The organism is Maribacter sp. (assembly GCF_039974175.1).
In the GTDB taxonomy this organism is placed as follows: Bacteria; Bacteroidota; Bacteroidia; order Flavobacteriales; family Flavobacteriaceae; genus Maribacter_C.
The window spans coordinates 1,337,702-1,358,866 of the sequence record NZ_JBDWJN010000010.1; the positions used below are offsets into that span (position 1 = coordinate 1,337,702).

The following is a 21,165-nucleotide window of genomic DNA, read 5'->3' on the forward strand; positions in this document are numbered from 1 at the left end:
TAATTTTGATTATACGGTGACCGCTTGGTTCAAATAGCGCCGAAACGGAAGCATTTCTTTGTAAACCGAAATCAGCTTTTTATCAATATTGCCATTGAGCGCTTCTTGTGAAGAAAACTCCATGGCGACAGCAAAAGTTTTATTCCGTAACAAATCAATATGCGGATGATTGTTCGAAAAACCCTTGGGCGCATTGGTCAATTTGGCATCTTCGTACAAACCACCAAAGGTCTTCCTAAATGACTTTTTATTCAAGATTTTCTGCAGCTCTTCCCCATCATAGTCAATTGCGTCGCGAATGCTTCGCAGTCTTTTGGGGTCAGGGCGCCAGAGTCCACCAGCGAACATCGAACGCTCGATACCAATTTCTACATAGAAATCGCCTGTATTCGGTCGTTTATCCAATCCAGCGCCAAAATGGTCCTTGTAAATAGGTTTGTTCGGGTGGAACATTAGATTATTATTAATGCGATTGATACCTTTCTTTCCTGGTGTATCATAGTATTCGTCATCAATAGCGGCAAGCTTTATATTCATCATATCTAACCAGCCAATATAATCATCACGGACTTCCTTATACCATTTGCGATTGGCGTCCATCCATTCTTTGTTGTTATTCTTTTGGAGATTCTTGAGGAAGTCGATTTGGTTTTGAAAATTCATTCCTTAATTTTCCGTGCAATATATTAAATAAGAATCGTCTTTGCGAAGCGCTTTTGGCAACGCTACTCACAGTTAACTTCTTATTGCAAAACAACAGATTACTATGCCGAAGTCGTAATGACTTTTTTAAAAGCCTCTATCTCCTCCAACAATATCACCTAGCGTTCCTAAAATGCTTCCTTCACCCTTGTCTTTTCCACCTCTTGGAATTGCCGCCAAAACGCGACCCGCTAGTCTGCTAAATGGTAACGACTGCACATAAACAGTACCAGGGCCTCGTAAGGTCGCAAAAAACAGGCCTTCTCCGCCAAAAACGGTATTTTTTATACCTCCAACAAATTCGATATCGTAATCCACGGTTTGACTAAATCCAACAATACAACCCGTATCAACTTTAAGAACCTGCCCTGCAGCTAATTCCTTTTTGGCCAAAGTGCCTCCGGCATGAACAAAGGCCATACCATCGCCCTCTAGTTTTTGCATGATAAAGCCTTCTCCACCGAAAAGTCCACGTCCCAATCTTTTGGAGAATTCAATACCTACAGAAACGCCTTTAGCAGCGCATAAGAAAGCGTCTTTCTGACAAATAAATTTGCCTTGCTTTTCAGATAAATCGATGGGCAATATTTTTCCGGGATACGGAGAAGCAAAACTTACTTTCTTTTTGGCCTGGCCAATGTTCAAAAAAGCGGTCATAAACAAACTCTCACCAGTTAGCATTCGCTTTCCTGCAGAAAAAATTTTTCCAAGCACTCCTTTATCTTGATTAGACCCATCACCAAAAATGGTGTCCATTTTGATATCGGTATCCATCATCATAAAACTACCGGCTTCAGCTACTACGGCTTCTTGTGGGTCGAGTTCTATTTCGACATATTGCATTTCTTCACCATATATGGCGTAATCTATTTCGTGTGCGTTCATAAATAAGTGTTTTTGTGTCATTCCTAGGTTTGCGCTGTATTCGTTTTAGCACAAATAGAATGCTATTCGTATTGATTGATATGTATTAGTTAACATTAACCGGTACTTTGTTACAGTCTAGACTAATTTTTAGTTTGTAGAGCATCAATTTGCTAACGCATTAGGTCTAACTCTTAAGTCGAACAGTCCACTCAAATTTAAAAGTCGAGACCACTACTCCATCGGAATTCACACCGACAGATTTCATCCAAATCGTTTGCCCTTCTCCCGTCTCAATTGTTTTGGCCAAAGCATCTTTTATCAGATGGCCGTCTTCACAGGTAAAGGTTATCCTACCTGTAGCCTTTTTAGAAAAGTTGGCAGTATTGTTTTGCACAAGCATCGAAATCTTTTTTCCACTTTCCCGTATTTGATGACTAACCATAGCCCCTGTAGCCAATTCTGCGGCCATGCCTTGTACCGCCCAAAACATGGAATTAAACGGGTTTTGATTGGCCCATCTGTGTTTTACAGAGGCAATTGCCTTTGTGTCGTCCATAAATTTTAGACGTACACCACTCCACCACGCAGAGGGTAATTTGAAGAACAAGAAAGTATTGATTTTGCCTATAGATACTGCCATTGTCAAATGTTTAGGACCTAAAAATACAGAAAATAATCAGAAACAAATTTGTTAATATTTTGTTAAATTTAAGTACTATGTGTTGCATAGTACCATCCTTTAGATATATATTTGCATAAGAAGATAATATGTAATCTATAAATATCATGGAAAATTCATCAATCATTCATATCAATCAAAGCGATACTTCCTTCGGCAGATTAAACCTATCTGTCGAAGGAGGCTTCGAAGGTAGTAATCCGAAAATACATTTCAGTTTTTTTCAAAATCGAATCTCAACAAGAAACTTCTAAGCCATGACAGATACATTGACCAAACATGAGAAAACGTTATCGGCGATAATACACGCCTCTACCTTTTCAAAGTTCTTTATTCCATTTGGGAACTTTATTCTTCCGCTGGTGTTATGGACCGCCAATAAGAAGGAACATAAATTCGTGGATTATAACGGAAAACAGGCGTTGAATTTTCAAATAAGCCTTTTATTATACTCTATTGTATTGGGTATTATCAGCATTCCATTTTTCATAGGTTTCTTTCCCGATGTTTTTGATTTCGACCCGTTCGGTTTCAATCACTTAAACAACTTTAATATTCATTTTGACAGCGACGATTTTAGATTTGGATCTTGGTTGTTACCTGTTGGAATCGCTGGATTATTACAAGGCATCTTGTTCATCATAAACATCGTTTACACCATTTTAGCAACCATACGAACTAATGAAGGACAAAGCTTTGAATACCCGCTAAGCATAAAATTCATCAAGTAATAATTAATAAAGGGTACTCATCACACCCATGATAACAAGAGTTTATTCGTCAATCAAAAAAGCTAGAGTTTTTCATCATCAATCAAAAATCAAATCAGGATGTTTATTTATCATTCAAAAAACGAACAGTTAATCTATGCAGACAAATATTTCAAACACAAAAAGGAAGGCTCGGCATAAAAAGCAAAAAGAAGTTATGAACGTAGAAAACACAAAAGCACAAATGCGCAAAGGAGTGTTGGAGTATTGCATACTGTCTATCCTTAACGGACATGACAAATATGCCTCCGAGATTCTAGGCACCCTCAAAGACGCGAAGATGCTTGTGGTAGAGGGAACCATATATCCGCTATTGACAAGGTTAAAAAATGCGGGGCTACTCAATTACCGTTGGGAAGAATCAACTTCGGGACCACCTCGAAAATACTATACCTTGACCGAGACAGGCAAACTTTTTCTGAAAGAATTAGATTCTACCTGGGATGAATTACGAAGTGCTACAAATCTGGTAACTAAAAATAAATAGTCATATCAATTGATATAAAACTAGATTCTGAACCCAGTTCAGAATAAAAACATTAAACAATGAACAAGACAGTCAATATAAATTTAGCCAACATCCTCTTTCACATAGATGAAGGAGCCTTCAATAAAATGCGGCTTTATCTGGAATCAATAAAACGTTCCTTTGCCAATACGCCTGGTAGCGACGAAATATTAGCAGATATCGAAGCGCGCATCGCCGAACTTTTCCATGAGAAATTGGAAAACGAACGTCAGGTAATCACCCAAAAAGAAGTTGATGAAGTCATCACCATCATGGGGCAGCCTGAAGATTATATGGTCGACGAAGACATCTTTGATGATGAGCCGAAATCTACCCGTTCTACAGAGCATAGAAGAAGCAAAAAACTATACCGCGATACGGAGATGAAATATGTCGCTGGCGTATCTTCCGGACTTGCACATTACGTGGGCATAGATCCATTATGGGTACGTTTACTATGGATTGTTCTGACCGTAGGTTCAGGAGGTGGCTTCATACTGCTTTATGGTTTGCTATGGATTTTAATCCCCGAAGCCACAACAACCTCTCAAAAGCTCGATATGCGGGGAGAGGATATCAACATCAGCAATATAGAACGTAAGGTCAAGGAAGGCTTTGATGATGTTGCGGAAAAAGTAAAAAATGTCGACTATTCCGAAGTCGGTAATAAAGTAAAAAACGGTGGAAAGACTTTTTTTGATACCCTTGGGGATATTATCATGTTCTTTTTCAAAATTTTTGGAAAGTTCATCGGCATACTTTTAATCATTATTGGCGCAGCAACCATAATTGGCATGTTTGTAGGGATGTTAACTCTAGGAACGCTTGACTGGTTTCACTTACCCGGTGTAGATGGTGTACTGAACAATCTAACAGGTACTCCTGTATGGTTGATATCTTTACTGGTGTTCTTTGCCGTTGGTATTCCGTTTTTCTTCCTATTATACCTAGGATTGAAAATCTTGGTCAACAATTTAAAATCTATTGGTAACATCGCCAAGTTTTCGCTACTCGGTCTTTGGCTGATCTCCTTGATCTCATTAATTGTAATGGGCGTTCGTGAAGCAGCTTCACATGCCTTTACGGGAAGTGTAACCACAGAAAATGAACTATTCATTGAGAATCAATCAGATACTTTGAATATTCAGTTAGCCACAACAGAGCTCTGGGACCAACGCAAGCAGATGAGAATGAACGATATGGTTATGGTTTATGACAATGATGGAAACCCCACATTACTTTCAGATGACGTAAGATTCAACCTAAAGAAATCACAAGATTCAACAGTTAAGATTACGGTACGTAAAGAGGCGAATGGCCCGTCATATGATCAAGCTCGTGGCACAGCAGAACAAATCGACTATAGCTATGCAGTGAATGGAAACAACTTGGTATTGAACGATTTTTTGACAACTTCAGATAAGAGCACGTTTAATGACCAGGAAGTAAGGGTAAATCTCTATCTACCCGAAGGTATGATTTTGAAATACACCCCGTCAAGTAGTCGCAACTGGGTTGTGAGGGCAGAAACAGATAGAGGCGATGTTGATCTCGAGAATTCCATATGGAAGATGGGTTTTGACGGTGAGTTGAAGTGTCAAGAATGCCCAGAGAAAGAACTGGACGAAACAGATGAAGATAATCGTTTTCGCATCAATGCTGACGGTATTGATATAAATATAAATGATGAAGATGGAGAATCTTTCAAAATGAAAATTGATGAGGATGGTGTTCGCATAAAGGCGAAAGACAATGAAGACGATGTAGACATCAATATTGACAATAATGGTAATAAGGTAGAAATTAAAGCAAAAGACGGTGATACCACTGTAAAAAAAACCATTACTAATGCATAGCACGACAATTCAGTATTCAAAAACTACAGTTCAGTTAATAGTATTTAATCAAAACATAGAAAAATAACAATTTTACACTGGTACTGAACGTGTTTCCGTACCTATAAAAAACAACGGTAAGATCAATCATTAATCAAACCCTGCATAAATTCTGGGAAAAAAAACAACAATCATGACAACATTAGTAAGAATCGCAATCGCCGCAGTAGTATCACTGTTTCTATCATCCTGCGGATTTGACATCCAAATAGGAAATTTCGGAACAGGAAAAAAAGGAAACGGAGTTGTAGTAACCGACACCCGTACAATTACCGAAGAATTTACCAAAGTTTCTGCCTCCGAAGGTTTAATGGTTTATGTTACTCAAGCCGATGATTTCAGCATTGAGGTAGAGGCCGATGAAAACGTAATCGATCTTATCGAAACTGACATCAGAAATGGTAAGCTGCGCATACACACCGAAGAAAATATCGGTAACGCAACTAAGAACGTTTATGTTTCATTACCTGAAGTGACTACACTTCGTAGTTCAAGTGGTGCACATCTGACTACGAAGAACACCATTAAGGCCAATGAACTAGAAGTAGATGCCAGCAGTGGAGCCATCTTAGAACTGGAAGTAGCAACAAATGAAATCGATGTCGACGCCAGCAGCGGGGCAAACCTCAATATTTCTGGGGTGGCCGATGATGCAATTGTAGATGTCAGCAGTGGCGGTAACATCAATGCAAAAAACTTGGAAACCCAAACTTGCAATGCCGACGCCAGCAGTGGAGGTAATGTTAAGATACAAGTAGCAAAATCACTCGTTGCCGATGCCAGCAGTGGTGGCAACATCTCCTACTCAGGAGAGCCAAGCGTGCAAAAAAAGAAGTCAGTTTCTGGTAGTGTTCACAAATACTAGAATTCATTTTTAGGTTGTAAGGGGCCCGCCAAATTTTTGGTGGGCTTCTTCGTTACGCTTTCTTAAATTAGCAATCAACAAATCAATCATGTCGCTCAAGAAAACACTAAAGCGTAATACACTCTAAATAATAGTCTTATTAATATCAGGAGTTTGTTTGCTTATTAAACCCTTCAGACTTTGGAAACTTGACAGCTCTTTCGCATCTTAGTAGAAACCTTATACCAAATGCGAATACAGTTAAAAAAATATACCCTACAATTAAAACATACCTTTACGATATCAAGAGAATCTCATGATTTTCAAGATAGTTTGGTGGTCGCACTTTCCTTAAACGGCAAAACGGGATATGGTGAAGCAACTTCCAATACCTATTACAAGATTAGTGTTGCAAGTATGATGGCCGAAATAGAAGCCGTTAGGAGCGAAATAGAAGCCTTTGAATTTACTACTCCAGAAATAGTGCACGCCTTCTTAGTATCGAAAGGGCTAAGCAATTTTGCTATTTGTGCACTCGATCTAGCCGCTCATGACTTGTATGGGAAACTCTTAGGCAAGCCACTTTACGAACTATGGAATACCACCACCGATCACTACCCAATTACAAATTATACTATTGGCTTGGCACCCATAACCAAAATGGTGTCTAAAATGAAAGAAACGCCTTGGCCTATTTATAAAATTAAGCTGGGTACAAAAGATGATGTAGCTATAGTGAAGGAACTTCGCAAGCATACTGAAGCTGTTTTCCGTATTGATGCCAACTGTGCATGGTCGGCAAAAGAAACCATTTTCAATGCCCCATTGCTTAAGGAGTTAGGTGTTGAATTTCTAGAGCAACCTCTTAAAGCCGATGACTGGGGAGGCATGGAACAGGTGATGCACCAAAGTGTACTTCCAGTAATCGCCGATGAAAGTTGCATTGTTGAAGAGGATGTGGATCGCTGCGGTCTCCATTTTTCAGGAATTAATATTAAACTTACGAAATGTGGGGGCCTTACCCCCGCGCTCCGGATGATTAGAAAAGCTAAGGATATGGGTCTCAAAGTCATGATTGGTTGTATGACTGAATCTACGGTTGGTATTTCTGCCATTGCACAATTACTGCCACAGTTAGATTATGTTGATATGGATGGAGCAATGCTTCTCAAGGAGGATATTGCCAAAGGGGTGATCATTGCAGCAGACGGCACTGTTGTCTTTCCCTCTATTGGTGGAGGCGGTATAAGTTTGAATACATGATCTATTCAGTCGACGCATACCCCGGCAGATCTGTTTCAGTGAATGGGAAATCTTATCTTTACTTTGGAGGCACATCCTATTTGGGGTTGCAAACTGATGAAGCTTTTAAAGAGCTGTTCGTTAAGAATCTAAAAAGGTACGGCACGAACTACGGGGCTTCTCGAAAAGCAAATGTGCAAATTTCAATTTTTGATGAAGTTGAAGCCTATTTAAGTATACTTACAACTAGCCAAAGCTGTACCACATTGTCGTCGGGTTATTTGGCCGGACAATTAGTGGCACAAACCCTGAATACAAACGACCACGAGTTGTTTTATGCGCCAGAATCACATGCTGCTTTGCAAATCGCGCCAAAACAACCCTATGCAAATTATAACGATTTAGAACAGGCGGTTCGCGCACATTTAAAAAGAAACAAAAGCATTCCCGTTGTTTTTATAGATTCCATTGATGTCTTAGGAAGCGGTTATCCAGATTTTACGGCTATTCGAAGGCTTCCGTTGGAAGATGTAATTCTTGTGGTCGACGATTCGCACGGCATAGGTGTCGTTGGTAATAAGGGTGCTGGCAGCTACACGCGTGCCAAGCAACTCAATGCAAGAGAATTAATTGTTTGTTGTTCTTTAGGAAAGGGATTTGGTATACAAGCTGGAGCTATTCTAGGAACCAAAAAAAGGATCCAACAATTTACAAATACCGATTTTTTTGGTGGAGCGAGTCCGGCTTCACCCGCTGCGCTGGCCACCCTTGTACAAGGAGAAACTATATTCGACGAAAAGCGAATACTTTTGCAAAGTAACGTTCGATTGTTTCTAGATTCTTTGAAAAATCCAAAGCGATTGCATTATTTGGATACCTACCCGGCATTCTATTTTTCAGATTCCCAAATCGCTTCATTCCTAGAAAAAAACAACGTCCTGATTACCAACTTTAACTACCCCAATACTGCTTCACCCTTAATGAACAGAATTGTGATTTCTGCTGCGCATGAAAAAGAAGATATTCTGTATTTGGCCGAACTTCTAAATTTACACTGAATATCATTTTGTAGATATATGTCTAATAAAATTTTATTATTCTCATATTTAGGATGTTAAAATTGTTAATTTCTTAAAATTTTCGTAACTTTTTAGTATGCAATGATAACACTAAAAATCTTCGAAAATGAAAAAACTACTCGGATTAGTTTTTTTGATGTTAATTCTTGTCTCCTCCACCGAATTCACATCCTCAAAGCTGCAGACAAATACAAATTCCTTAGAAGGAACATGGGAACTCGTTAATCGTTTCAATTACGATCAAGGTAATGTAACAGATACGCTTTTGAATACTAATGGATATCGACAAATTAAAATTTATAGTAAGGGGAAGGTGATGTGGACACGTCATTCACCAGATGACCCCAATGAATGGTTTGGCTACGGATCCTATAGCAATACCGCCGATGAATTAGAAGAAAGACTTGAATATGGTTCAGCTACTATGATGTCAATTCAAGATACGGTTCGGGTTTTCAAATTTGAACTGCATCTGTATAAGGATAGCTATAGCCAAATATCCTTAGATGAGAATGGGAGTCCGACTTTTTCGGAAAACTATAAGCGCATCGATTAATTATATTCGTTCCAAACTAAAAAAAGCCGCTATTGACATAGCGGCTTTTTATGTATTTTATTTTGTATTACGCTACTTCTTCGGCAGTCTCTACCGTAGCCAAATAGCGCTCGGCATCTAAGGCCGCCATACAACCGGTTCCCGCCGCTGTCACAGCCTGTCGGTATTCCTTGTCTTGGGCATCACCACTCGCAAAGACTCCTGGAAGGTTGGTCTTTGTACTTTTTCCCTCCGTGATCAAATAACCAGTTTCATCCATATCTAACTGCCCCTTAAAAATATCTGTGTTTGGTTTATGACCAATGGCAATGAACAAGCCAGTAATAGCGATATCTTCCTTTTCACCAGTTTGATTGTTCACCATTCGCAAGCCTTCAACCACCTGATCTCCCAATACCTCATCTACCTCCGTATTGTAACGAATTTCTATATTTTCTAGGCTATTTACACGATGCTGCATTGCTTTTGATGCCCGCATATAGTCCTTTCGCACCAACATGGTGACTTTATTACAAATGTTAGCCAAATAAGATGCTTCTTCAGCAGCTGTATCTCCTGCTCCTACGATAGCAACATCTTGACCTTTGTAGAAAAAGCCGTCGCAAACCGCACAAGCCGATACACCACCCCCGCGCAAGCGTTGTTCGCTTGGTATATTCAGGTATTTCGCTGTTGCACCTGTCGAAATGATAATAGTTTCCGCTTCAATAACCTTATCGGAATCATCGATAGTAGCCCTATGAATACCACCCACTTCCTTACTCAATTCCACGGCAGTTACCATGCCTATACGTACTTCAGTACCGAAGCGTTCTGCCTGTTGCTGCAATTGTACCATCATCGTTGGACCATCAATGCCTTCAGGATATCCTGGAAAATTATCTACTTCGGTCGTGGTGGTTAATTGTCCCCCAGGTTCCATACCGGTATACAACAAGGGTTTTAAGTCTGCCCGTGCTGCGTAAATTGCAGCCGTATATCCCGCTGGACCCGAACCTATAATTAGTGTTTTTACTCTTTCAATTTGCTCTGACATATTCCTATTCTTCTATACTATTTATAGAACAAAAGTAGCTTTTTTGGTAAAAACCTTACAGTTAAGTTATCAACAGTTTTTCACTTAAAATACCTTTCAAAACGCCAAAAAACAGTTTCGGTTCGCTCGAAAACGCGATTATTTCAATCTTTTTTTTACAAATTTTATGGCATCTGGGTATCACTGGGGTCACCATAAAAAAACAGGCGGAGATAAAATTTAGGATCTAAATAACACTAATTTTTACCCTTGTAATTCGGCAGAAATCTAATAATAACGAGTGTTTTAACACTTTTAAGATGAGGATTTCATTTATCTTTGGCCTGAAAGTTGAGAGAAAATACCTAAGTAACCTTAAAGGTGTTCTTTGCAAAGACTTTGAAAATGGAAACAAATAAACTAAGAACTATCGTTGTTGATGATTCATCACTTCAGCGAATGGCAGTTAGTAAGCTAATAAACGACCACCCCGATCTTGATTTAGTTGCTGAATACAATAACGGCATAGAGGCCTACAAGAATGTTGAGCAGAATCAAATTGACCTGATTTTCCTCGATGTTGAAATGCCTATACTTGATGGCTTCGAGTTTATCGAGTCTTTATCGAACATTCCACAAATCATCCTAATTACCGCCAAGCCCGATTATGCCATGAAGGCATTTGAATATGATGTTACCGACTATTTATTAAAACCTATAACAAAGTTACGTTTTGATGCTTCTGTAAAAAAGGCACTGTTCAAGACCGATAAGGCTGCCCTTAACAGAGCAGAGGAGGCGCATATATATGTAAACAGCAGCCTTAAAAAGGTGAAGGTAGTTATTAGCGATATTAAATGGATTGAAGGCCTGGGAGACTACATCAAATTGGTAACAGTTGATGCCAACATACTTGTGTTGTCTACCATGAAAGCCTTTATCAAGAAATTACCTCAGGATAAATTTCTGCGAATTCATAAAAGCTATATTGTAAACCTTGAGAAAATCGAGAAATTCAGCAGTGCTCAAGTTGAAGTGGGGGGCAAACAAATTCCTTTAAGTCGCTACAAAAAACTACAACTTGAAGAGGCCTTGCTCAACGTAGAGAACGATTAAAAACTACTGCTTCGAAGTTCCACCACTCGGTTGAACTTCAAAAGCTTCCAGATCGATATCAAAAGCTTTTCTGTAAGCATCTGAAGCCTTCTGTATAAACTCCTCAGCATGTTCTTCGTGCACAATATTTAGGGTACAACCACCAAAGCCACCTCCCGTTTGGCGAGCGCCTAAAACTGCAGCTTGTGTTTTGGCAAAATCAACCAAAAAATCAGATTCAGCACAACTCACTTCATAAAGTTGGCTTATTCCATGGTGGGCTTTGTACAAAAGACTTCCAACCGTTTCGAGTTCCTTTTGCTTAAATGCTTTTACCATATCAAGAACCCGTTGATTTTCATCAATGATAAAGGAGCATCGCTTGTATATTTTAGGTGGCATTTCGTTTTTTGAGGCATCTAACATTTCCTTGTCAACATCCCTTAATGAACCAACTACCGGATTTTTCTTTTTCAGAATTTCTACACCTTCCTCACATTCTTGTTTCCGCGTGTTGTATTCACTAGTAGCCAAACTATGAGCAACTTTGGTATTTAGCATGATGATTTTATAGGGATGAATATCAATAGGAATGTATTGATATTCAAGTGATTGGCAATCTAATAAAATTACATTTCCCTCTTTGCTCATTACTGAGGCAAATTGATCCATAATACCACACTGGGTGCCCACATACGAGTGTTCCGCTCGCTGAGAAAGCGCTACGATGGTTAGTTTAGACAATCCTAAATCGAACAATTCATTTAGTCCATAAGCAAGACCACATTCCATTGCAGCTGAAGAGCTCAAGCCCGAACCCAAGGGAAGATTACTTTCTATGGTACAATCAAAGCCTTTTAACTTGTCTGAAAGTTTCGCAATTTCGTTTAGCACGCCAAGCACATAATTTTGCCACTCGGTATCGCTGACTGCAATAGTATTCAAGTCTATGGAAAATCCATCATATCCTAATGAGTAGATATTGCAATGCGATTCGTGCGCATTCTTTTGAAACTTGAAGGTAATCTTGTTACCAATAGCCGTAGGAAGCACATAACCCATATTGTAATCGGTATGTTCACCAATAAAGTTTATTCTTCCGGGGGAGCTTATCGTAAGTTCGGGGGTGAAATTTTCTAAAAACTGCATTACTGTTTTATTTTTCTTCTGGTGTTTCAATCATGGCTACTGTCGCGACAGTCCGAAAGCCTAGGTGTTCGAGAGAAGAGTCTAAACTAGTCGCCATGCGTGCTGAAACCCTATAACTGGCACAATAGGAAGCATTGCATAAAAATGAACCTCCTTTCATTACCTTTTCTCTGGCATAAGGGTCGGTTTCATTGAAGGGGCCCTTTGCTCCTGTCGGATTCCTCAAAATGCGCTCAGAAGCCGAAACCTCTTGGTAATAACCCGTATGGTACCAATCGCTTGTCCATTCCCACACATTGCCAGCCATATCATACAGTCCGAAATCGTTCGGTGAAAATGATTTTACTGGGGCCCGAGCTTCAAAGCCATCCATTTTTGTATTGTTAACTGGAAACTGTCCCTCCCAAGTATTGGCCATTTGGGCGAGCTGGGTTTCATCATCTCCCCAGAAATAAGTAGCATTTTCATTTTTTCCTTTGGCTGCCCGTTCCCATTCCGCCTCGGTAGGCAGTCTTCGACCCATCCATTGGCAATAGGCTTCAGCATCTTCATACGCGATATGGACAACAGGCTCATTGTCTTTACCCTCTATTGTGCTTCCTGGGCCGTTCGGATATTTCCAATTTGCGCCAATAGTCCAATTCCACCATTGTGAAAAATCATAAAGGTTGGCTACAGGATCTTTCGTTTTTTTAAACGTCAAAGATCCGGGTTGCATAATACTATCATGAGGTTTCGGCGTTCCTGCCGGAAGCTGCTTTTTCATTTCCTCCCAATCAATAGCCTTTTCCGCTATGGTTTTATATCCGGTCGCCTCAACAAACTTTTTAAATTGAGCATTCGTAACCTCTGTAGCATCCATAAAGAAACCGTCGACAGCAACTTTATGAGCTGGTTTTTCATGGCCCATTGCCATCTCATCTTGAGGCATTGCACCTTGAACTATCGACCCGCCAGGAACCCAAACCATTCCTTCGGGAATTACAACACCTTCGGGTTTTTCCTTAAGTATTTCGGTAGTATCTTCGAGAACACGAGCTATGACCTTATGCTTTTTTACCGTATTGGTATCTTTGTCAATCGGCTTTTTGTCTTGCTTACACTGCAACAGTGTACCCGCAAGTAAGAGGTATCCCAGTAACTTAAAAAAATCAGGCATGGTAGATCTAATTGAACTTTTGGAAGCGACTAAATTACCTTTTTTCGGCAAGCAAACCCTTCTGTAATATGGGAATTTTAAAATTATCCAATTGCGGAATATTGCGTTCTGACTTGAATATTGCTGCAGCCCTTTGCAATATTTCTGGATGCGCATCCGCAAGGTTCGTAGTTTCCGTAGGGTCTTCCTTTAAATTGTATAATTCCAATGTAGGCATTTTTTCGTTTTTTAAGTTTTGACGCACCACCTTCCAATCACCCATACGAATAGCAACTTGGCCTCCATAGCTCGGAAATTCCCAATACATAAAGTCATGTGCCTCTTGATCATCTTGTGCCAATAAGGTAGGAAGCAAACTGATACCATCGGTATCTTCAGCATTCTCGTAGCCTGCAACATCGGCAAACGTGGCTAACATATCATAATGAGCAGAAATATGATCACTAGTACTCCCGGCTTTTATTTTATCAGGCCAAGAAGCAATCATTGGTACACGAATACCACCCTCATAGAGATAACCCTTGCCCCTACCGTAGGTTCCTGCGAAAGGTTTAGCACTGTCGAAAAAGACAGGATCTGCACCACCGGCATAACTTGGTCCGTTGTCAGAGGTAAAAACAATTAAAGTATTATCATAGATACCTTCGTCTTTGAGCTGCTTTATCAATTTTCCGATATTCTCATCCAAATACGAAACCATTGCAGCATATGCCGCTCGTGGATTCTGATGAGGGAAGTAACTCTTTTCACCCAAGTAAGGGGTTTCCGTTCCAAATTTTTGCTTGTAATAATTAACCCATTTTTTTGGAGCTTGTAACGCGACATGCGGAATTGGCGTTGCCCAATATAGGAAGAAAGGTTTCTGTTTATTTGCATTGACAAAACTGGTCAATTCGTTGAACATTAAATCTGGGGAATAGTCCTGTAGGTTATAGGCTGCATAACTATCGGGGTCATTGGGGTCTGCTCCTTTGGGGAGTTTGGTATTGGGAGCGACGGTATCGTTTGCCAAATGCACACGCTGCCTATTTTTATATAAATGCAATGGGTAGTAGGTATGTGCTTGTCGTTGGCAATTATAGCCGTAAAAAAAATCAAAACCCATATCGTTTGGCACCGACTTGGTATGTGGAGCGCCTAGTCCCCATTTACCAACTATGCCCGTTGTATAGCCTACTTCTTTTAAGCGGTCGGCTATGGTAATAGTACTTTCTGGCATTGGCCCTTGTCCTTCTAAGGTAGAATCTTTGGCCATGGCAGTATAATTCCATACATCACCTCGTTCTCGCCATTCGCTATTGCTTCTTATATAGGCATGGCCGGCATGTTTTCCTGTGAGGAACATATTGCGTGCAGGTGCACAGACCGGAGCACTGCTATAGTGCTGGGTAAAAAGCATTCCTTCTTTTGCCAAGGCATCAATATTTGGTGTTTCTATCTTTTTTTGCCCATAAGCGCCCACTTCGGCATAACCCAAATCATCGGCCAAAATGTAAATGATATTTGGCTTAACAGGTTCGCTTATTTCAACGGTCTCTTTTACTGCTTCTTTACAAGACAAAAAGAATGTCCCTGCTACTAGCAGGGACAATACTATTTTTTTTAAAAACATACTTTCAGCTATTTATTAACTACAATACAACACTCTTGCCCGGCATAGGAATAGGGTACCAACCGTCAGCATTTGGCTGTACAGGTGCTGGAGAATCCCAGCTTAAATTATCGGGAACCAAAGCCAAATTCGATTGCATGGCCTCTTCCCAATTAACCACCTTTCCAGAATAGGTAGCCATTCGTCCCAAAATAGCCGTCATCGTACTTTTGGCTCCGTTCTCCGCATCAGCAATAACCCCACCACTACGAATAGACTCAAAAAGTTTAACATGCTCTACTTGATACGGATTTGGATCATCTTTTCCCCTGTGTTCAAAAATTGTATTTCCGTCCCAACCCTTTAAAGTAGCATTATCGCCGGCAGTAGAAAGCGTTCCTTTAGTACCTTGAAAAAACTCGGACACCCTTCGCATGGTATCGGGTTGATGCCTGCATTGGCTAGCTATTACGGCCCCACTCGGATACGTAAATTCTACAAAGTGATGATCGAAAATTTCTCCGTGATCCTTTCCGGTTCGTACTTGTCGCCCACCCATGCCTTGGGCAGAAATCGGATATTCTCCTATAAACCAGTTGGCTACATCGATATTGTGTATATGTTGTTCCAAAATGTGATCGCCACACAGCCAATTGAAATAGTACCAATTTCGCATCTGGTATTCCAATTCGGTCTGTGCTGGTTGACGTTCACGCACCCATACTCCAGCACTATTCCAATACACCTGACCCGATACGATTTTCCCCAGTTTATCTTGTTTCAATTGATCTAAAGCCGCCAGGTAATTATCTTGATAGTGACGTTGGAGACCAACAACCACATTTAATTTATTCTCTTTGGCCTTTTTAGCAGCTGCCAAAACTTTTCGAACCCCGGGAACATCTGTTGCCACTGGTTTCTCCATAAAGACGTGTTTGCCATTGTTTATAGCATACTCAAAATGCTGCGGTCTAAAACCCGGCGGTGTTGCCAGAATCACTACATCAGCCAAATCCATTGCTTTTTGGGCCCCGTCAAAACCAACGAATCGATTTTTTTCTGACACCTTAACCTTTTTAGTTTCACCCATTTCTTTAGAAATGTTGGCCAAACTTCCTTGCAGTCTATCTTCAAATGCATCTGCCATAGCCACTAACTCAATATTATCATCTGCATTTAAAGCTTGTACCGCTGCTCCCGTTCCGCGGCCTCCGCATCCTACTAAAGCAACTTTCAATTTTTTATCGTTGAAAACGTTCACCATACTGCTCATCTGCATATTAGGCAGCAGCATAGTCCCCCCGGTTAAAAGAGCCGATTTTTTTACGAAGTCTCTTCTCGATTTCTTTGACTCCTCCATTTTTTTATCATTTTTCATTGTAGTGCGTTTATATATTGTTGGTTATCAATCCGATTATGAAGTTGTATGTAAGTTATAAAGAAAAAATCACTTCGTAAATACCGCTTTTGTAAAATTTTTCTTGTCACGACCAAGTCATAAATTACATAATACTAGGAAACCAGCTTAATGCATAAACCATTTGTTCTACTCACAAAACCATTTCCGATTAAAAAATGCTATCGATTGACTTAAGTTAGAGATTAAATTGGAATTTTCAACTTTGGTGTGCTGTGCCAGTCAAAGAAGTTAAAAACAATAGCCAAAAGAATGTTGAAAAATTGAAAGGCCAGTATGAAGATTATAATTTGGTATATTTAATTCCCTAGAGAAAATACGAATGAAGGAGAAAGTCGCGCATAGATTGATTTATAAACTTGCCATTGTATTTGTACTGCTCAATAGCATTCTCAACGGTATTCGGGCTCAAGACAATATATTTTTTGACCATCTTACCACTGAGGATGGTCTTTCCCAAAGTGATATTAATGCAATTTATCAAGATTATCAGGGGTTTATGTGGTTTGCCACACACGATGGTCTAAACAAATATGACGGTTATGAATTTACAGTGTATAACCCTAGCCCGAACAAAGCCGGCAGCATTAACAGCAATCTTATCTTCGATATTGTGGGAGATAAAAAAGGAAACCTATGGATTGCTACAACCGGAAGCGGCCTAAATTATTTTGATAGAGCTACTGAAAAATTCAGATCCTTTACACATAACAAGGAAAACCAACTCAGTATTAGTGATGATCACATATCGACCATTTTCAAAGATCGAAAAGATCGCTTATGGGTCGGTACAAATAAGGGTATGAACATGTTAGATCTCAATAAACCAATTGATAGCGCTGCATTTCATTCTTTCGATTTCGAGCCTGAGCCGTTTTCGCCCAATTGGGATGGGCGCCGCATATATGCCATCTTTGAAAATGGTAAAAATCAACTTCTGGTTGGGGGTGTCGGGGGCTTATTCAAGTTATCGCGAGATCAAAATGGGGCCCTTTACTTCAAGAGTATCAATGACGACCTGGGACTAACAGATGTTACGGTAACCAGCATCGCAGAAGATATAGATGGTCGTTTGATTGTTGGTACCATTGACGGCATGTACACTCAAAAAAGAAACGGTAAGAATGATAAACTCGTTAAAATATATGATGGTTATTTTAACGATATTATAGTTGATAAAAGTCAAAATGTTTGGTGTGGCACCAATTCAGGTCTGTTACTTTTCCAAAATTCTTCTGATTCCAAATTACCGAATTACTTAAAGACTTTCACCTATAACCCTTTGGAAAGCAATAGCATAAGCAAGAATATTATTAAGTCACTTACCATAGATAAAACAGGTATTATTTGGATTGGCACCAACGGTGGCGGAGTGAACAAATTTGATCCCAAGCGAAAGCAATTTGACCATATTAGAAAAACCTTGCATCCGAATAGTCTTAGCTATGATAAAATAAGATCTCTCTTTGAAGATAGCAATGGAACCTTGTGGGTAGGTACAGAAGGCGGTGGCCTCAACATGCAAATAAAAGTAGATGAAGTCAGAAAATACAGTGATTTTCAAACCTTTGACGCCATTTCAAGAGCATTTGCCATAACAGAAACCATGCAGAATGGTAAAAAGACCTTATTCATAGGTGCAGAAGGTACACCGGCTTTATTTGAACTTGATATTACAAACCCAAAAAGCATCAAGGAAAGCGATATAAAACCGATACAAGGTAGTAGTTATAGCGTATTTGCTTTGCTCACTGATAGTGAACAAAACATTTGGATAGGCACCTATGGTGGAGGGCTCAGCAGGTGGGCACCAGATAAGAACGGTAAAGATTATGTAAAAACCACTTTTAAAAAGCAAGAATCTGACCCCAACAGTCTATCAAGCAATATTATCAGGAGTATTTATGAAGATGTAAGAGGTAATATTTGGGTTGGAACCGCTGACGGCTTGTCTCGACTTTCTGTAAAAGAGCGCAATAGTGAAAATCCGAAATTCGATGTTTTCAAAAACCTAGCAGGAGATAAAAACACCTTAAGCCACAATTATATTTTGGCCTTGTACGAAAGTGTGGCAGGAGATTTATGGATCGGCACTTTTGGTGGGGGATTGTCAAAATATATTCCCTCATCATCTAATGCAAGAGGTTCTTTTATGTCTTTTACGGAGACAGATGGCCTGCCGAACAACGTAATTAAAGGAATCTTGGAAGATGACTATGAGAATTTATGGTTGTCGACCAATCAGGGATTATCGCGATTTAACCCCGTCACCAAAAAATTCAAAAATTACGATGTAAACGACGGTTTACAAAGCAACGAATTTCAAGAGTTAGCGGCATTAAAAAGAACAGATGGAGAAATGCTTTTTGGCGGCATCAATGGTTTTAATGCTTTTTATCCTGAAAACATTAAAGAAAATACCTTGACCGCCGAAACAGTACTTACGAATTTTTCCATTTTCAACGAATCGGTGGCCATTGACGAAGAGTTTAATAAAAGGGTGGTTCTTGAAAAACCACTTATCGATACTGATGAAATCAAATTAAAGCATTGGGAAAACAGCTTTTCATTTGAATTTGCTTCGTTGCACTATGCCGCTCCGCAAAAGAACAAATTTGCATACAAGCTCGAAGGTTTCGACAAAGATTGGATAAACACTAGTTCTAGCAAGCGTTTTGCTACATATACCAACCTTGAACCTGGTGATTACACATTAAAGGTTAGGGCATCAAACAATGACGGCTTATGGGATGAAACTCCTTCTTCAATAAAAGTTACTATTGTACCCCCCTTCTGGCAAACCAAATGGGCGTATTTTTTATATGGTCTTTTGGGTATTCTTGGTCTCTTCGCATATCGGAAATTCACCATAATTAAAACCACCAAAAAGCATAGCTTGGAGCTTGAACATCTCGAAAAAGAAAAGTACGAGGATATGCAACAGATGAAATTAGAATTTTTTACAAATATATCCCATGAGTTCAGAACCCCGCTCACCCTAATAAAGGGACCTTTAGAATATCTAAAGAAAAAAGGAGACCAATTATCTCCTGAGAAGGCAAGTGAACAATATAACCTTATGCAAAAAAATACAGATTACTTGATGCGTTTGGTCAATCAACTTCTTGATTTCAGAAAAATGGGACAGGGGAAACTGCGTTTGGTAGTGCGCAATAGTGACATCGTATCGTTTATTAAGGAAATTGGTGAGCCGTTCCAATTTACAGCGCATAAAAGAGGTATAGATTTTAATGTAACGGCTACCCCAAAAGGCATCCTTAGTTGGTTTGATCATGAGGCACTTGAAAAAATCATGAACAATTTGTTATCCAATGCCTTCAAGTTTACACCAGAATTTGGTCAAATAGCCGTCGAGATTAGTGAAGGAGCTAACGACTCTGTCGGAGAACTTCTAGCACTTGAGCAAGATCTAGCCTCCTATGTGATTGTACAAGTAAAGGATTCTGGGGCTGGTATTCCGATTGAAAATGTTTCCCATATTTTCGAAAGATTTTACGTGGAGCAAGATAAAAGCAAGAAAAACCTTAACGGCGCGGGCATAGGGCTATCGTTTGTAAAAAACCTGGTAGAACTCCATCAAGGAAAGATAACGGTAGTGAGTGAACCCAACGTAGAGACCAATTTCATTATAGCATTGCCAATTGCTAGGGAAAGCTATGAAGACATCGAAGAAATTACGATTAAAGAGGAAACTGAAAGTGATTTTAAAATGCGTTCCTCGGTAGCAGAGTCGTTTGCGGTTAGTTTGAACGATGAAATTTTAGATACGGAATTATCAAATAACAGATCAAAGTCACCGGTCTTATTGGTCGTCGACGACAATCCTGATATTCGTTCCTTTATCAAAAATACGCTTGATGATCAATATACCATACATGAGGCGGAAAATGGAAAGCAGGGTCTTGAAATGGCACTATCAATTGTTCCCAATATTATACTAACCGATGTGGTTATGCCTATAATGGATGGCTTGGAGCTTTGTGAAAAAATTAAAACCAAGACGGTTACCAGTCATATTCCGGTGATAATGATTACCGCCAAATCATCACAAGAAAGTGAGGTAGAGGGACTACAAAATGGTGCCGATGATTATATTAGGAAGCCATTCGACATTGAGCTTTTACAGCTAAAGCTAAATAATATCGTAAAACAGCGTGAAGATTTGCGCCGACGCTTCAATCGCGAAATCACCTTGCAACCCAAAGAGGTTACCGTGACCTCCACAGATGAGCTATTCTTACAACAGGCCATCGAAATTGTTGAAAAGCATATGACCAATACCGATTTCAATGTTGAGATGATGGTAAAGGAAATGGGACACAGCAGAAGCAATCTCTATTTGAAATTCAAAGAAATTACTGGGTTGTCATCAAGTGAATTTATACGTAATATCCGCCTAAAAAGGGCAGTACAACTGTTTGATCAAAGCGACCTTTCTGTGAAAGAAATTATGTATATGACCGGTTTTAATACCGCTTCTTATTTTTCAAAATGCTTTAAAAAGCAGTTTGGAGTTATCCCTAGCGAATATGTGGCCAAGCGAAAGGCGGAAAGAAAACCTATTAAAATTTAGTCT

Annotated in this window: 18 protein-coding genes; 10 read left to right on the forward strand and 8 right to left on the reverse strand. The window is 39.6% G+C overall.

Annotated features, from left to right (window positions below; genetic code table 11):
- Window positions 1–9: 9 nt before the first annotated feature.
- The 3 genes from ABJN95_RS15105 to ABJN95_RS15115 all read right to left on the reverse strand — a co-directional run bounded on the left by ABJN95_RS15105 (window position 10) and on the right by ABJN95_RS15115 (window position 2,209).
- Entirely contained in the window at window positions 10–663 is a 654-nt protein-coding gene (locus ABJN95_RS15105; RefSeq protein WP_348371426.1) for a DUF2461 domain-containing protein, read from the reverse strand.
- A gap of 126 nt (window positions 664–789) precedes the next feature.
- Complete coding sequence (locus ABJN95_RS15110; protein ID WP_348371428.1) at window positions 790–1,587, reverse strand: TIGR00266 family protein; 798 nt, start codon at window positions 1,585–1,587, stop codon at window positions 790–792.
- A gap of 166 nt (window positions 1,588–1,753) precedes the next feature.
- The gene (locus ABJN95_RS15115; RefSeq protein ID WP_348371430.1) at window positions 1,754–2,209 is read right to left on the reverse strand and encodes a DUF4442 domain-containing protein; all 456 of its coding nucleotides are present in this window, start codon (window positions 2,207–2,209) and stop codon (window positions 1,754–1,756) included.
- 146 nt (window positions 2,210–2,355) lie between these two features.
- Between ABJN95_RS15115 and ABJN95_RS15120 the strand changes: the two genes are divergently transcribed.
- From ABJN95_RS15120 to ABJN95_RS15155, 8 genes are all read left to right on the forward strand, one after another.
- Window positions 2,356–2,502: a hypothetical protein gene (locus tag ABJN95_RS15120; RefSeq protein ID WP_348371431.1), complete on the forward strand. Its 147-nt coding sequence runs from the start codon at window positions 2,356–2,358 to the stop codon at window positions 2,500–2,502.
- Between the two features lie 3 nt (window positions 2,503–2,505).
- Window positions 2,506–2,979: a DUF4870 domain-containing protein gene (locus ABJN95_RS15125; protein ID WP_348371433.1), complete on the forward strand. Its 474-nt coding sequence runs from the start codon at window positions 2,506–2,508 to the stop codon at window positions 2,977–2,979.
- Between the two features lie 196 nt (window positions 2,980–3,175).
- On the forward strand, window positions 3,176–3,505 hold the full coding sequence (locus ABJN95_RS15130; RefSeq protein ID WP_348371435.1) for a PadR family transcriptional regulator: 330 nt from the start codon (window positions 3,176–3,178) through the stop codon (window positions 3,503–3,505).
- Window positions 3,506–3,564: 59 nt separating this feature from the next.
- Complete coding sequence (locus tag ABJN95_RS15135; protein ID WP_348371437.1) at window positions 3,565–5,382, forward strand: PspC domain-containing protein; 1,818 nt, start codon at window positions 3,565–3,567, stop codon at window positions 5,380–5,382.
- Window positions 5,383–5,554: 172 nt separating this feature from the next.
- On the forward strand, window positions 5,555–6,286 hold the full coding sequence (locus ABJN95_RS15140; protein ID WP_348371438.1) for a head GIN domain-containing protein: 732 nt from the start codon (window positions 5,555–5,557) through the stop codon (window positions 6,284–6,286).
- A gap of 228 nt (window positions 6,287–6,514) precedes the next feature.
- Window positions 6,515–7,528: a dipeptide epimerase gene (locus ABJN95_RS15145; protein WP_348371440.1), complete on the forward strand. Its 1,014-nt coding sequence runs from the start codon at window positions 6,515–6,517 to the stop codon at window positions 7,526–7,528.
- Entirely contained in the window at window positions 7,525–8,565 is a 1,041-nt protein-coding gene (locus ABJN95_RS15150) for an aminotransferase class I/II-fold pyridoxal phosphate-dependent enzyme (protein ID WP_348371442.1), read from the forward strand. The genes ABJN95_RS15145 and ABJN95_RS15150 overlap by 4 nt, the downstream gene beginning before the upstream one ends.
- A gap of 127 nt (window positions 8,566–8,692) precedes the next feature.
- Window positions 8,693–9,142, forward strand: a complete 450-nt coding sequence (locus ABJN95_RS15155) for a hypothetical protein (RefSeq protein WP_348371443.1) — start codon at window positions 8,693–8,695, stop codon at window positions 9,140–9,142.
- A 67-nt stretch (window positions 9,143–9,209) separates the two neighbouring features.
- On the opposite strand, the gene trxB is transcribed toward ABJN95_RS15155, so the two are convergent.
- Window positions 9,210–10,178 (reverse strand): thioredoxin-disulfide reductase, encoded by a 969-nt coding sequence (gene trxB, locus ABJN95_RS15160; protein ID WP_348371445.1) that lies wholly within the window; start codon window positions 10,176–10,178, stop codon window positions 9,210–9,212.
- A 384-nt stretch (window positions 10,179–10,562) separates the two neighbouring features.
- Here trxB and ABJN95_RS15165 point away from each other — a divergent pair, with 384 nt between their 5' ends.
- A complete protein-coding gene (locus ABJN95_RS15165) occupies window positions 10,563–11,273 on the forward strand; it encodes a LytTR family DNA-binding domain-containing protein (protein ID WP_348371447.1) in 711 nt (236 codons plus the stop codon).
- Between the two features lie 3 nt (window positions 11,274–11,276).
- On the opposite strand, the gene galK is transcribed toward ABJN95_RS15165, so the two are convergent.
- Genes galK through ABJN95_RS15185 form a run of 4 tightly spaced genes read right to left on the reverse strand, consistent with a single transcriptional unit; the run spans window position 11,277 to window position 16,529 of the window.
- Window positions 11,277–12,401, reverse strand: coding sequence for a galactokinase (galK, locus tag ABJN95_RS15170; RefSeq protein WP_348371448.1), 1,125 nt, complete (start codon window positions 12,399–12,401; stop codon window positions 11,277–11,279).
- A gap of 7 nt (window positions 12,402–12,408) precedes the next feature.
- Entirely contained in the window at window positions 12,409–13,560 is a 1,152-nt protein-coding gene (locus tag ABJN95_RS15175; RefSeq protein ID WP_348371450.1) for a formylglycine-generating enzyme family protein, read from the reverse strand.
- A 34-nt stretch (window positions 13,561–13,594) separates the two neighbouring features.
- Window positions 13,595–15,172, reverse strand: a complete 1,578-nt coding sequence (locus ABJN95_RS15180; RefSeq protein WP_348371452.1) for an arylsulfatase — start codon at window positions 15,170–15,172, stop codon at window positions 13,595–13,597.
- Between the two features lie 19 nt (window positions 15,173–15,191).
- Complete coding sequence (locus tag ABJN95_RS15185; RefSeq protein WP_348371454.1) at window positions 15,192–16,529, reverse strand: Gfo/Idh/MocA family oxidoreductase; 1,338 nt, start codon at window positions 16,527–16,529, stop codon at window positions 15,192–15,194.
- A 361-nt stretch (window positions 16,530–16,890) separates the two neighbouring features.
- Here ABJN95_RS15185 and ABJN95_RS15190 point away from each other — a divergent pair, with 361 nt between their 5' ends.
- Window positions 16,891–21,162, forward strand: a complete 4,272-nt coding sequence (locus ABJN95_RS15190; RefSeq protein ID WP_348371455.1) for a two-component regulator propeller domain-containing protein — start codon at window positions 16,891–16,893, stop codon at window positions 21,160–21,162.
- Window positions 21,163–21,165 lie beyond the last annotated feature (3 nt).

What these genes read in the sequence shown, in the direction of transcription:
- ABJN95_RS15120 (WP_348371431.1), top strand. Translation starts at nt 2,356, where the DNA reads ATGGAAAATTCATCAATCATTCATATCAATCAAAGCGATACTTCCTTC.
- ABJN95_RS15165 (WP_348371447.1), top strand. Translation starts at nt 10,563, where the DNA reads ATGGAAACAAATAAACTAAGAACTATCGTTGTTGATGATTCATCACTT.
- trxB (WP_348371445.1), bottom strand. Translation starts at nt 10,178, where the DNA reads ATGTCAGAGCAAATTGAAAGAGTAAAAACACTAATTATAGGTTCGGGT.
- ABJN95_RS15180 (WP_348371452.1), bottom strand. Translation starts at nt 15,172, where the DNA reads ATGTTTTTAAAAAAAATAGTATTGTCCCTGCTAGTAGCAGGGACATTC.
- galK (WP_348371448.1), bottom strand. Translation starts at nt 12,401, where the DNA reads ATGCAGTTTTTAGAAAATTTCACCCCCGAACTTACGATAAGCTCCCCC.
- ABJN95_RS15190 (WP_348371455.1), top strand. Translation starts at nt 16,891, where the DNA reads ATGAAGGAGAAAGTCGCGCATAGATTGATTTATAAACTTGCCATTGTA.
- ABJN95_RS15125 (WP_348371433.1), top strand. Translation starts at nt 2,506, where the DNA reads ATGACAGATACATTGACCAAACATGAGAAAACGTTATCGGCGATAATA.
- ABJN95_RS15135 (WP_348371437.1), top strand. Translation starts at nt 3,565, where the DNA reads ATGAACAAGACAGTCAATATAAATTTAGCCAACATCCTCTTTCACATA.
- ABJN95_RS15110 (WP_348371428.1), bottom strand. Translation starts at nt 1,587, where the DNA reads ATGAACGCACACGAAATAGATTACGCCATATATGGTGAAGAAATGCAA.
- ABJN95_RS15185 (WP_348371454.1), bottom strand. Translation starts at nt 16,529, where the DNA reads ATGAAAAATGATAAAAAAATGGAGGAGTCAAAGAAATCGAGAAGAGAC.
- ABJN95_RS15155 (WP_348371443.1), top strand. Translation starts at nt 8,693, where the DNA reads ATGAAAAAACTACTCGGATTAGTTTTTTTGATGTTAATTCTTGTCTCC.
- ABJN95_RS15130 (WP_348371435.1), top strand. Translation starts at nt 3,176, where the DNA reads ATGAACGTAGAAAACACAAAAGCACAAATGCGCAAAGGAGTGTTGGAG.
- ABJN95_RS15175 (WP_348371450.1), bottom strand. Translation starts at nt 13,560, where the DNA reads ATGCCTGATTTTTTTAAGTTACTGGGATACCTCTTACTTGCGGGTACA.
- ABJN95_RS15115 (WP_348371430.1), bottom strand. Translation starts at nt 2,209, where the DNA reads ATGGCAGTATCTATAGGCAAAATCAATACTTTCTTGTTCTTCAAATTA.
- ABJN95_RS15105 (WP_348371426.1), bottom strand. Translation starts at nt 663, where the DNA reads ATGAATTTTCAAAACCAAATCGACTTCCTCAAGAATCTCCAAAAGAAT.
- ABJN95_RS15145 (WP_348371440.1), top strand. Translation starts at nt 6,515, where the DNA reads ATGCGAATACAGTTAAAAAAATATACCCTACAATTAAAACATACCTTT.
- ABJN95_RS15140 (WP_348371438.1), top strand. Translation starts at nt 5,555, where the DNA reads ATGACAACATTAGTAAGAATCGCAATCGCCGCAGTAGTATCACTGTTT.
- ABJN95_RS15150 (WP_348371442.1), top strand. Translation starts at nt 7,525, where the DNA reads ATGATCTATTCAGTCGACGCATACCCCGGCAGATCTGTTTCAGTGAAT.